This is a genomic window from Amycolatopsis sp. NBRC 101858 (assembly GCF_030269325.1).
Classification (GTDB): Bacteria; Actinomycetota; Actinomycetes; order Mycobacteriales; family Pseudonocardiaceae; genus Amycolatopsis; species Amycolatopsis ponsaeliensis.
In genome coordinates, this window is sequence record NZ_BSTD01000008.1 from 537722 (window position 1) to 549906 (window position 12185).

General features: G+C 72.1%; 10 protein-coding genes. 8 read left to right on the forward strand and 2 right to left on the reverse strand.

What is annotated here, in order from left to right:
- Positions 1–31: 31 nt before the first annotated feature.
- The gene (locus tag QSK39_RS49680; RefSeq protein ID WP_285484828.1) at positions 32–1246 is read right to left on the reverse strand and encodes an MFS transporter; all 1215 of its coding nucleotides are present in this window, start codon (positions 1244–1246) and stop codon (positions 32–34) included.
- Positions 1247–1480: 234 nt separating this feature from the next.
- Positions 1481–1777, reverse strand: a complete 297-nt coding sequence (locus QSK39_RS49685; RefSeq protein ID WP_284750715.1) for a putative quinol monooxygenase — start codon at positions 1775–1777, stop codon at positions 1481–1483.
- A 182-nt stretch (positions 1778–1959) separates the two neighbouring features.
- On the opposite strand from QSK39_RS49685, the gene QSK39_RS49690 reads away from it, so the two are divergent.
- The 8 genes from QSK39_RS49690 (at position 1960) to QSK39_RS49725 (ending at position 12180) form a co-directional block, all read left to right on the forward strand.
- Complete coding sequence (locus QSK39_RS49690) at positions 1960–3345, forward strand: AlkA N-terminal domain-containing protein (protein ID WP_285484829.1); 1386 nt, start codon at positions 1960–1962, stop codon at positions 3343–3345.
- A 19-nt stretch (positions 3346–3364) separates the two neighbouring features.
- The gene (locus QSK39_RS49695; protein ID WP_285484830.1) at positions 3365–4189 is read left to right on the forward strand and encodes an isocitrate lyase/PEP mutase family protein; all 825 of its coding nucleotides are present in this window, start codon (positions 3365–3367) and stop codon (positions 4187–4189) included.
- Between the two features lie 163 nt (positions 4190–4352).
- On the forward strand, positions 4353–5528 hold the full coding sequence (locus QSK39_RS49700) for an acyl-CoA dehydrogenase family protein (RefSeq protein ID WP_285484831.1): 1176 nt from the start codon (positions 4353–4355) through the stop codon (positions 5526–5528).
- Between the two features lie 39 nt (positions 5529–5567).
- Positions 5568–7232 carry a peptide ABC transporter substrate-binding protein gene (locus QSK39_RS49705; RefSeq protein ID WP_285484832.1) on the forward strand — a complete coding sequence of 555 codons (1665 nt, stop codon included), beginning with the start codon at positions 5568–5570 and terminating at the stop codon, positions 7230–7232.
- A gap of 58 nt (positions 7233–7290) precedes the next feature.
- The gene (locus QSK39_RS49710; RefSeq protein WP_285484833.1) at positions 7291–8622 is read left to right on the forward strand and encodes a SidA/IucD/PvdA family monooxygenase; all 1332 of its coding nucleotides are present in this window, start codon (positions 7291–7293) and stop codon (positions 8620–8622) included.
- On the forward strand, positions 8619–8990 hold the full coding sequence (locus tag QSK39_RS49715) for a cupin domain-containing protein (protein ID WP_285484834.1): 372 nt from the start codon (positions 8619–8621) through the stop codon (positions 8988–8990). Before QSK39_RS49710 ends, QSK39_RS49715 begins: the two co-directional genes overlap by 4 nt.
- Positions 8987–10525 (forward strand): class I tRNA ligase family protein, encoded by a 1539-nt coding sequence (locus QSK39_RS49720; RefSeq protein WP_285484835.1) that lies wholly within the window; start codon positions 8987–8989, stop codon positions 10523–10525. The genes QSK39_RS49715 and QSK39_RS49720 overlap by 4 nt, the downstream gene beginning before the upstream one ends.
- A 398-nt stretch (positions 10526–10923) precedes the next feature.
- On the forward strand, positions 10924–12180 hold the full coding sequence (locus QSK39_RS49725) for an NAD(P)/FAD-dependent oxidoreductase (protein WP_285484836.1): 1257 nt from the start codon (positions 10924–10926) through the stop codon (positions 12178–12180).
- Positions 12181–12185: the final 5 nt, after the last annotated feature.

Consider the following 12185-nt stretch of genomic DNA (forward strand, 5'->3'; position numbering starts at 1 on the left):
GCGCAGCGGACGGCCGTCGGGGTTCGGGACTTCAGGGGGTGGCGCGGCGGGCGGTCATCCCGAGCAGGGCGCACAGCGCCGCCACCAGGCCGAGCGCGCCGCACAGCCACCAGACGCCGTTGCCCAGCGCGACCCACGCGGCCACGCCGAACAGCGGCCCGAGGGCCATGCCCAGGCCGAAGGTCGCCTGGTGGGCGCTGATGTAGCGGGCCTTGACGGCGGCGGGGAACGTCGAGGGGTAGGCGAACATCGTCGGCCCGTTGATCATGATCCCGAAGACGAACACGACCGTGCACACGACGAGCGCGACCGCCGAGCCGCCGCTGAGACCGAACCCGGCGACCCCGAGGCCCATCAGCACGGTCCCGGCCGTGGCGGCGACGTGACCCGGCCAGCGCGTGACGTACGAGGTGATCTTCAGCTCGCACAGGATCAGCACGGCCGACGCGGTCACGAGCACGACGCTGTAGAGGCCGGCCGAGTGCCCTTCGGCGGTGATCTTCAGCGGCAGGGCGACCGTGTACTGGACGTAGATGATCGACCCGATCAGCACCGAGGCCAGGAAGAACCAGAACCGCCCGTCGCGCAGCAGGGTCCCGTACGCGGCCCGGGTCCCGCTCCCGGCCGGCTCGGCCGCCTCGCGCTCGACCCGGCGGTCGGGCAGCAGCCGCACCGCCAGGACCGCGTAGAGCAACGCGGTCGAGGCGTCGAACCACAGCAGGAGGTTCCAGTCGAGCAGGATCAGCCCGGCCGCGATCAGCGGGCTGAGCGCCGCGCCGAGGTTGAGGGCGATCCGCATCATCGAAAAGCCCATGACGCGGTCGGAATCGGGCATCAGCTCGCTGAGCAGGACGGCGGCCGCGGGCCGGTAGCTCTGGGTCGCGAGACCCGCGAGCAGCATCGCGGCCATCAGCGCGACGATGAGCTCGGGCCGTCCGAAGAACGGGACGAGCGCGAGGATCACGGCCGAGCCGGACATCGCGGCGGTGATGGTGGCCCGCGGGCCGATGCGGTGCACGAGCTCGCCGCCGGCCAGGCCGCCGAGGACCGAGCCGATGCTGTAGGCCGCGAGGACGAGTCCCGCCTGCCCCGCGGAGAAGCCGCGGAAGACCAGGTACAGCACCATGAACGTCTGGACGAACGCGCCGAGCTGGTTGACGAGCACGCCGCCGAGCAGATAGCGGACGGGCGTGGGCGTCCGGCGCAGGACGGCCAGTACGCCGGCGGGTTTTTCGGTGGTGGTCACGGCCGAGCCTCCAGAGGCATGCGTTGGGGTGTGCCGCACCACTTCTCGGGTGCCGGCTTCCTCATTGCAGCTGTCCGGACGATTGACCGGCAGAGTTGTTTCCGCCGGAAAATCAATTCTCGCGTGACGTGGACAACGTCGGTGCTCGGAGCGTGACGCCGTTGTCGCGGAATTCGCACTGCCCGCGCCCGGCCGGACGCAGCGATTGCTGCATCCGGCCGGGCGACGGGGAAATCAGAGCCCGACGATCAGTTCGTGGTCGATTTCGACGAACTCGGTGATCAGGTCGGCGAACTTGCCGGCGATCAGTTCCTTGTACGCGGCCGACCCGGTGTGCGCGTCGTAGGCGGCCTGGTCGGCGAAGTGCTCGACGAACAGCAGGAAGTCCGGCTTCGCGGGGTCGCGGTACACGCGGAAGGACACGGTGCCGTCCTCCTGCCCGGGGCCGAGCGGCGCGAACTCGTGCACGAGCGCCTCGGCCTCGGCCTGCTTGCCCGGCTTGAGGGGGATGGGGAACACCTTCGCCAGCATGGGAAAACCTCTCTGTTGTGCGGTGCGCGATCGGCGCACCACCGTTCGGGGACCACTGTGCCGAGCGCGGGCCGCGGAGTCTGGTCAGATCCGGACATCTTCTTCTTCCGGCGTGCGCTCCTGCCGCGGTCGTGTCCGGATCCGGCTAGCGCCCGCCCGGGCGGATCGCCACCATCGGGGGCATGACGACTTTTTCGGCCGTGGTCACGACCGGCATCTACTGCCGTCCCGGCTGCGGGGCGAAGCCGCTCGCCGAGAACGTGAAGACGTTCGAGCTGGCCGCCGAGGCCGAGGCCGCCGGGTTCCGGGCGTGCCTGCGCTGCCGCCCGTACCGCGTCGCCGGCCCGGTCGGGGCGGACGCGCCGGAGCTCGTCTGCCGCGCGGTGCAGCTGATCATCGCCGGGGCGCTGGACACCGGCACCGAAGCGGAGCTGGGCCGGCGGCTGGCCGTGTCGCCGCGGCACCTGCGCCGGCTCTTCCACGACCACCTCGGCGTGACGCCGGACCAGCTCGCCCGCTCGCGCCGCGCCCACTTCGCCCGCCGTCTGCTCGACGACTCCGACCTGACCGTCGCGGACGTGGCGTTCGCCGCCGGGTTCGGCAGCCTGCGCCAGTTCAACCGGGACATGAAGCTGGTCTTCCGCGCGTCCCCGCTCGAGCTGCGCAACCGGCGCCGGCGGACCGACCGGCTCGCCGCGGACGGCGGCCTGATGATGCGGCTGCCCTTCGCGGCGCCGTTGCACTGGGAAGCGCTGAGCGCGTTCCTGGCCGAACGCGCGGTCCCCGGCGTCGAGTCGGTGCTCGACGGCGTCTACCGCCGCACGATCAGCATCGACGGCGAGGCCGGCGTCATCGAGGTGTCCCGCGGGGGCGAGGACCACCTGCTGCTGACCGCGCACATGCCGTTCTGGGAGGGCCTCATCCACGTCGTCGACCGCGTCGGGCGGATGGTCGGGGTCGACGCCGACATCGCGCCCGCCGAGGCTGCCTTCGCCGGGGACCCGGTCCTCGGCCCGTTGCTGCGTGAGCGGCCCGGCCTGCGCGTGCCGGGTGCCTGGGGCTTCTTCGAGGTCGCGGTGGAAGCCGTGCTCAGCCAGTACAGCGTCCGCGCTCGGGTCCGGCGGCAGCTGGCCGCGCTGGTCGAAGCGGCGGGCACGCCCGTGCCGGGCCTCGAACACGGCCTGACGCACCTGTTCCCCTCGGCCGAGACCCTGGCGCAGGCCGATCTGGCCCGGGTCCGGCTGTCCGCGACGACCGAGCGGACGCTGCGCACCTTCGCCGCCGCCGTGGCCGCGGACGAAACCCTGCTCGACCCCGGAGCGAGCCTGGCCGACTGCACCGCCGCGCTCACGGCGCTGCCCGGCATCGAGCAGAGCACCGCCCAGGAGATCGCCCTGCGGCTGGGACACGCCGACGCCTTCCCGGCCGGCGAACGCACGGTGGAGGCGATGCTGCTCGAGCACGACGTCTTCGCCGACGCCGGCCGCTCGGCCGCTGCCTGGCACCCGTGGCGCGCCTTCGCCGCGACCCACCTGATCGCCGCCGGCGTACCGACGCCGGCCGCCTGAACACCCAGAAGGAGAACGGATGTCTGCCAACCGGCTCGCCGAACGGCTGCGCGCCCTGCACACCGACCGCACCCTGGTGCTGCCGAACGCCTGGGACGCCGCCAGCGCGGCCCTCATCGCGCGGGCCGGGGCCCCGGCGATCGCCACGACCAGCGGCGGGGTCGCCTGGTCCGCCGGGCGCCCCGACGGGCACGGCCTCACGCGCGAGGAGATGGCCGAGCTGGTCGCCCGGATCGTGCGCGTCGTCGACGTCCCGGTGACCGCCGACATCGAGGGCGGCTACGGCCCGGCCGAGGACGATGTCGCGGCGACCGTCCGCGCGGTCGTCGAGGCCGGCGCGGTCGGGGTCAACCTGGAGGACTCGACCGCGCCCGGCGGTCCGCTGTTCGACGTCCCGGCCCAGGTCGGGCGGGTCCGCGCGGCCCGCGACGCGGCGACCGCGGCCGGCCTGCCCGAGCTGTGGATCAACATCCGCACCGACGTCTACCTGTTCGGCATCGGCGAGCCCGAAGGCCGCCTGGACGACGTCTTGACGCGGGCGGGCGCCTACGCCGCGGCGGGTGCGGACAGCCTGTTCGTGCCGGGCCTGGTCGACCTGGAGACGCTCCGCGTCCTCGTCAAGGAGAGCCCGCTGCCGGTGAACGTCATGGTGTGGCCGGGTGCCCCGACGGTGGCGGAGCTGGAAGCGGTCGGCGTCCGCCGGATCAGCGTCGGCACGGCGATCGCGCAGGCCGCCTACGCGGTCGCCCAGCGCGCGGCGGTGGAACTGCTGGAGCAGGGCACCTACACCGCGTTGGAAGGGGGGCTGGACTTCGGCGCCGTCAACAGCGCCGTGACCGGCTGATTCTTCCCCTGGACAGGGCCGCGGCGGAGCTTCCGTCGCGGCCCTGTCCACTTCGGTTTTGCGCCCCGTTGATTTTCCTTGACGGACAACCGTTTCCATCAATTAAACCGCTGGCTTCAATCACTTCCACAGCCGAGAAGAAGACCTCGAGGGAAGTGATGTGATGACCGTAGTCGAGCCGTTGGCGGTCCGCCCGCCGGAAACCGCGGCGGAGATCCTCGCCAAGGCCCAGGCCCTCGCCCCGGTGCTGAGGGATCGTGCCGAAGAGATCGAGCAGGCCCGGCGGCTGCCCGCGGACGTCGTGGACCTCCTGCGGGGCGCCGGAGTGTTCCGGATGGGGTTCTCCCGCACGCACGGCGGTCCCGAGCTGACGTCGATCGAGCAGACCGAGGTGATCGAAGCCCTCGCCTACGGCGACCCGGGGGTCGGGTGGTGCGCGATGATCGGGTCGGACACCGGTCTCTACGCCTCGTTCCTGGACCACGCCGTCGCCGAAGAGATGTTCCCGAGCCTGGACATGGCGACCGCGGGGCTGCTCTTTCCCAACGGCCGTGCGGAAATCGTCCCCGGCGGCTACCGCTTGACCGGCCGTTGGCAGTTCGGCAGCGGTGTCACCCACGCCGACTGGGTCGTCTCCGGAGCGTTCCTGTACCGCGACGGTAAGCCGGAGCACGACTCGATCCTGCTCATGGTGCCGAAGGCGGACGTCGAGGTCGTCGACACCTGGCACACCACCGGCCTGGCCGGCAGCGGCAGCTGCGACTACACGATCACCGACGTGTTCGTGCCCGCCGAGCACACGCTGACCTTCGCCGAGGTGCGCGGGGGCTCGGGTCCGCTGGCCCAGCCCGAGGTGCACATGCGGAACATGCCGGGCGTCGCGCTCGGCGTCGCCCGCGCCGCGCTCGACTTCGCCACGGACGCGGCCGTCTCCGCGGGCCGGGAAGACGACTACCGCACGCAGACCACCCTGGCCGACTGCGAAGGCGACTTCGCCGCGGCTCGCGAAGGCGTCTACGGCGCTTTGCGGCGCCAGCACGAAGTCCTGTCCGCGGGCGGCTCCCTCGACGACCTGACCCCGCGGGAGCGGGCCGCGCTGCCGCTGTCCCGGCGGCACGCGTTCCGCACCGCCCGGTCGATCGTCACCCGCCTGTACGACCTGGTGCAGACCACCGCGATCTACCGGCCTTCGCCGCTGGACCGCTGGCTGCGCGACACCACCACGATGTGCCAGCACATCGTGGCGCAGGACCGGATCCTGCAGACCGCCGGTGCCCACCTCCTCGGTGGCCGCCCCGCGTTCCCGCTGGCCCTCGGCATCACCTCCAGCCGGCGCTGACTCCACCCCCACCCCACCCCGAAAAGAAGGAAGACACCGATGCGCAAGCTCCGGGCCGCCGTGTGCGCGGCCGCCGTGCTCGCCGTGACACTCACGGCGTGCAGCACCCCGAGCGGCACCACCGCCGCTCCCTCGCCGGACGGTGCCGCCGCGCCCGCCGCGGCGAACATCGACCGCAACGCGGTCATCAGCTACAGCGAGACCGAGCCGGCCAATCCGCTCGTGCCGGGCAACACCACCGAGGTCGGCGGCATCAGCGTGCTGGGCACGCTCTTCCGCGGCCTCATCGAGTACGACGCCAAGACGGCCGCCCCGCACAACGCCGTCGCGGACTCGGTCACCACCACCGACTCCAAGGTGTGGACGATCAAGCTCAAGGACGGCTGGACGTTCCACGACGGCACGCCGGTGACCGCCAAGAGCTTCGTGGACGCGTGGAACTACACCGCGTATTCCCCGAACCTGATGGCCGGCGCCAGCTACTTCTCGCACGTCGTGGGCTTCGCCCAGGTCAACAACGCGACCGCGGACGGCAAGCAGCCGGCGGCGCTGCCGGCGGCCAAGGAGCTGTCGGGCCTGAAGCTCGTCGACGACAAGACGTTCACCGTCACCCTCGACGCGCCGTTCTCGGAGTTCGGCGTCCAGCTGGGCTACGCGGCGTTCTTCCCGATGCCGGCGAGCTTCTTCGCCGACCGCAAGGCCTTCGAGGCGCACCCCGTCGGCAACGGGCCGTTCAAGTTCGAGTCCTACACGCCGGGCAAGGACCTCGTCGTCAAGCGGTTCGACGGCTTCGCCGGCTCCCAGCAGCCGAACATCGGCGGCATCGACTTCCGCTTCTACACCGACCTGGACAAGGCCTACGCCGACGTCCTGGCCAACAAGCTCGACTTCCTGTCGTTCACGCCGTGGACCTCCACCCAGGGCGGCAAGATCAAGAAGGACCTGCCCGAGGACCGGCGCAAGACCTACACCTACCTCGGCTACCAGGCGATCGCGTTCCCGCTGTTCGACAAGCGCTACGACAGCCCGCAGTTCCGCCAGGCCATCTCCATGGCGATCGACCGGAAGGCCCTGATCCAGCAGGTCTTCAACGGCGGCCGCACCCCGGCCGACGGCCTGGTCGCCCCGAACGTCCAGGGCCACCTGGACAACCAGTGCGGCGAGCTGTGCACCTACCAGCCGCAGAAGGCCAAGCAGCTGTTCGACGCGTCCGGCTTCCAGGGTGACATCGAGCTGACGTCCAACATCGACTCCGGCAACCAGGAGTGGATGGAGGTCATCTGCAAGCAGATCCAGGCCTCGCTGGGCCACACCTGCAAGTTCACCCCGCAGACGACGCTGGGTGACTTCCGCAAGCAGCTCAACAACCGGACGGTCACGGGCATCTACCGCTCGGCGTGGGTCGCGGACTACCCCTCGATCGAGAACTTCCTGAACCCGCTCTTCCGCACCGGTGCGGCTTCGAACGTCGGCCAGTACTCGAACCCGAAGGTCGACGACCTGCTCAAGCAGGCCGACGCCGCCCCGTCGCAGAAGCAGGGCCAGGCGCTCTACCAGCAGGCCGAAAAGCTGGTCCTGCAGGACATGCCGACCATCCCCATCTGGTGGCAGTCCGGCACCGCCGCCTGGGCGTCCCGGCTGCACAACGTCCAGCCCACCCAGTTCCGCGAGCTCGACCTCTTCAGCGTCACCGTCAGCAAGTAGCTCCGTGCGGCGCGCCGTGACCCGGCGCGCCGCACGTCGATCAGGAAAGAAGACAGCCATGACCGTCCACGAAGTGGATGTCCTGATGATCGGGGCCGGCCCGGCGAACCTCGCGCTGGCCGTGGCCCTCGAGGAGTGCGGCCGGGCCGGCGTGGCCCGGAGCGCCATGGTCCTCGAACAGTACGAAGACGTGAAGTGGCAGCGCAACCTGATGCTGCCGTGGGCGCGCAGCCAGGTGTCCTATGTGAAGGACCTGGTCACCCTGCGCAACCCGCGCAGCCGCTTCTCCTTCCTCAACTTCATGTACGAGCGCGGCGAGCTCGACGAGTTCGTCAACCTCGGCACCTTCAACCCGTTCCGCTGGCAGATCTCGGCCTACCTGCAGTGGGTCGCCGACTCGCTGGAGCAGGTCCGGGTGCGCTACAACGCCCGCGCCGAGCGGGTCCTGCCGATCCACTCGGAGTCGGGCCAGGTGCTCGGCTTCACCGTCCCGCTGTCCGACGGCGACACGATCCTCTGCCGCGACCTGGTCATCGGCGGCGGCCGCGACGCCCACGTGCCGGAGGTGTTCCGCGGGCTGCCGGCCGAGCGCGTCGTGCACAGCACCGAGTTCAGCACCCGGGTCGCCGAGACCGTGGGGCTGGCCCGCCCGGGCAAGCCGCTGCGGCCGGTCGTCGTCGGCGGTGCCCAGAGCGCGGCCGAGATGTTCATGGCCCTGCACCAGGAGGCGCCGGGCTCGTCGCCGACGCTGCTGCTGCGCGCGATCGCCCTCAAGGACTACCAGACCAGCAAGTTCGTCAACGAGCTGTTCTTCCCGTCCTTCGTGGACGAGTTCTTCACGATGTCGGAAGAGGCCCGCGCGAAGGTGCTCGAGGAGATGCACCTGACCAACTACGGCGGCCTGGCCGGGCCGTTCCTCGAAGAGCTCTACACGATGCTCTACAAGCAGAAGATGCTCGGTCAGCCCGTTTCGACGATCCGCGGCTCCGCCGACGTCGTCGGCTCCCGGGCCGACGGCGACGAGATCGTCCTCGACGTCCGCGACCTCAAGCACGGCACGGTCGAGCAGATCCGCTGCGACGCGGTGTTCCTCGGCACCGGCTTCGACCCGCGGATGCCGTCGATGGTCCGCGGCCTGGCCGAGTCGATCGGCCTGGACGGCGTCTCCGTCAACCGCCGCTACCGCGCCGACCTCGGCGAGGGTGCTCACGGCGCGCTGTACCTGCAGGGCGTCAACGAGGCGACGCACGGCATCTCGGACTCGCTGATCAGCGTGCTGGCCCAGCGGTCGGCCGAGATCGCCGGGGACATCGTCGAGCGCCGCGTCACGGGCACGGGTCCCGACGAAGACCGCCGCCGCTCCGACGAGTCCGTGGGGGTGGGGGTGTGATCGACATCCGCCGGCTCGACCGCGACCACTTGGAGCGCGCGTACGGGCTCGACTCGCAGCGGCTGCTGCCCTGGCCGGAGCTCAACGCGCCGTTCGAAGGTGCCTGGTGCGTCCTGCGTCCCGGCACCACCTCCACCGCGCACTCCCACCACGAGTACGAGATCTTCATCGCCGTCTCGGGCACCGCGACCCTGGTCGTGGACGACGAGCCGCACCCCTTCACCGCCGGCGACGTCGTCCGGCTGCCCCCGGGCTCGACGCACTGCGTCACCAACCGGGGCACGGCGGACTTCGAGTACTACGGCGTGTGGTGGGACACCGAGATGGCGGACCGCTTCACCTCCCGGCACGAAGCAGGCGTGTCATGAACGCCCGCACGGTCGTCATCTCGCCCGCCCCGACGGCGAACGGCGACCTGCACCTCGGGCACATCGCGGGCCCGTTCCTGGCCGCGGACGTGCACACCCGCTACGCCCGGTCGCAGGGCCGGGAAGTGTTGCTGGGCACGGGGTTCCAGGACACCTCGACGTTCGTGGTGACGACCGCGCACCGGCGCGGGGTCACCCCGGCGGAGCTGGTCTCGACGTCGGCGGCGCAGATTTCCGCCAGCCTGGAGGCGATGGGCATCGGCGTCGACGGCTACACCGGCGACGACGACCGGTTCACCAAGTGGGTCGTCGACTTCGTCGGCCGGCTGTACTCGGCGGGCAAGCTGGAACTGCGCACGATGAAGTTCCCGTACTCGTCGCGGTCGGGTGAGTTCCTGGTGGACGGCTTCGCGTCCGGCAGCTGCCCGGAGTGTCTCGCCGAGGGCTGCGCGGGGCTGTGCGAGAGCTGCGGGCAGCTGGTCGCCGCCGGGGACCTGCTGGACGTCCGGTCCACTTTGGACCCGGCGGACCCCGTGGTGCTGCGCGAAGCCGACGTGCTGGTGCTGCCCGTCGAGAAGTACCGGGCGCAGCTGCAGGCGCACTTCGAGGCGCACGCTTCGGGGATGCGGCCGCACATGGCGCAGGCCATGGCGGCGATGCTGGCGAAGCCGTTGCCGGACTTCCCGGTGACGTACCCGACCTCGTGGGGCATCGAGGTGCCCTTCCCCGAGGTCGCGGGGCAGCGCGTCAACCCGAACGCCGAGCCGATGGCGTGGAGCATGCACGCCACCGCGCTGGCCGCGGAGAAGCGCTCGGGTGCCGGTTCGTCGGAGGACGCCCTGTGGCTGGCCGGCGCGGGTTCGGAGATCGTGTACTTCCTCGGGTTCGACAACATCTACCCGTTCGCGATCGCCGGCCCGGCGATGCTCCTGGCGCTGGACGGTCGGTACGACCTGCCGACGCGCTACCTCACCAACGAGTTCTACGAGCTGGACCACCGGAAGTTCTCCACCAGCCGCGGGCACGTGGTGTGGAGCCGGGAGCTGGCCGCCGAGGTGCCGCGCGACCTGATCCGGTTCCACCTGGCCGCGACGAGCCCGGAGCACCAGCGCACGAGCTTCACCCGCGACGGCCTGTCCCGGGTGACCTCGACGCGGCTCGTTTCCCCGTGGAACCGGTTGGCGGACAAGGTGAACCGGTGGGTTGGGATCGGCCCGCTGCCGGTGTCCTCGCGATCGCGTCGCGCGGCCGCGCGGATGGCCGAGCGGTTCGCGGCGTCGTACGAGCTGGCGGGGTTCAGCCTGAACCGCGCGGCGGAGACGATCGCGGAGCAGCTGGCTCGCCTCGACGGCCGCGAGGTGACGGGCGCGAACGCGGGCGACTTCTGCTTCGAGGTCGACCGGCTGCTGCGCGGGGCCGCGCCGATCCTGGTGGACCTGGCCGAGCAGGCGCTGGGGGAGGACGCGGGAGTGGACGCGGAATCGTTCACGCCGGCGGCCCTGCCCCGCTTGCATCCGGCGGGGAGCGACCGATGAGCGCGAACACGTTGCCGGGCGCGGCGATCGCCGCGCCCGGCGCCGGCCGGGACGCTCCGGGCGGCGCGGTGACTCGCGCGGGCCTGGAGGCCAGTGCGGGCCGGGGTGACCTGGGTAGAGCGGTGTCGCGGACTCACCGGCCGGCGACCGCCGGGTCCGGTGGGGCTGCCGCCTTGCCGGGTGAGACGGGCGCTGGTACTCGGCAGGCGGGTGTGCTTGCCGGGGCCGGTGGGACCGCCACTTTGCCGGGCGCCGGTGCTCGGCAGGCGGGTGAGCTCGCCGGGTCGGGTGGGGCGCCCACCTCGCCGGGCGAGGTGGGCGCTGGTACTCGGCAGGCAAGCGTTCTCGCCGGGTCCGGTGGGCCCACCACCCTGCCAGGCGAGACGGGTGCGACCGCGATGGTCGCGGGGACCGCCACCCTGCCGGAATCCACTGTCGCCGTGCCCAGCATGGGGCTGGGCGAGCCACTGTCTCCGGCCGGCCTCCCGGCCGGCGCCGGGCACGACGGGCTGCTCGGCAGCACCCTCGCCGCGGCGAACGCCCCGCGCTCCGCCGTTGCCGCGTTCGGGGCCGGCCGCTCCGCTCGGCGGGGCAGCCTGCGGGTTGTCGTGGTCGGTGGGGGGATCACCGGGTTGCTCACCGCGATCCAGTGCGTCCTCGCCGGGCACCGCGTCGTGCTGCTCGAACGCGGCCCCGTGCCGCACCCCGGGTCCACCTCCTTCGACCAGCACCGCGCGCTGCGGGCGCTCGTCGTCGGGGACCGGGCCGCCACGCGGCGGGCCGCCGAGCTGCACCGGCGGTGGCGGGAGCTCGACATGCTGCTCTGCGACCACCTGCCGGGGGCCGGCCTCTACCGGCGCGTCGGGGTGCTCCAGGCCCTGCCGCCCGGTCTCGTGCCGGCAGCCGTCTCGACCGCGTCCGCCGCCGGGGTGCCCATCCGGATCGTGCACCCGTCCGCCTACCCCCTCATCGGGTTCCCGCGGGGCAGCGGCGCCGTGTTCGAGCCGCACGCCGGGACGCTGCTCGCCGACCGCGTGCTGCACGCCGCCGCGCGCTGGCTGCGGCACCACCCGGACGCCGAACTGCGGCCGGGCCGGGAAGCCGTCGCCATCGACGCGGACCGGGCGAAAGTCCACCTGGCCGACGGCACGACCGTGACCGGCGAGGCCGTCCTCGTCGCCGCGGGGCCCTGGACCGCGGCGCTGGTCGACCAGCCGGTCGCGCTGCACCGGCAGACGATGGTCTACCTGCGTCCGCCCGCCGCGCTCGCCCACGCCTGGGCGGCGACGCCCACCGCGGGCGGGATCGGTGCCGACGGGCGGGCGTGGCTGCTGCCCTCGGTGGCGGGCACGCTGCTCAAGGTCAGCACCGACGCCGTCCGGCGCGAGGTGCCCACCCTGTCCGGCCCCGACGACAACGCGGGCTGGGCGGCCCGCGTACTGGCCGCCGGCATCGTGTCCGATGTGGACGGTTACGACGTCGTGCGCGTCAAGCACTGCCACTACGCCACCGCCGAAGGTGACGAGACCGGCTTCGTCCGCATCGGGCCCGCCGCCTGGGCCCGCCCGGCCAGCGGCGCCGACGGCTTCCGCACCGCCCCGCTGGCCGCGGACGCCGTCGTCGCCGAGCTCGCCACCCAGCCTTCCCTCCTCTGACCCGA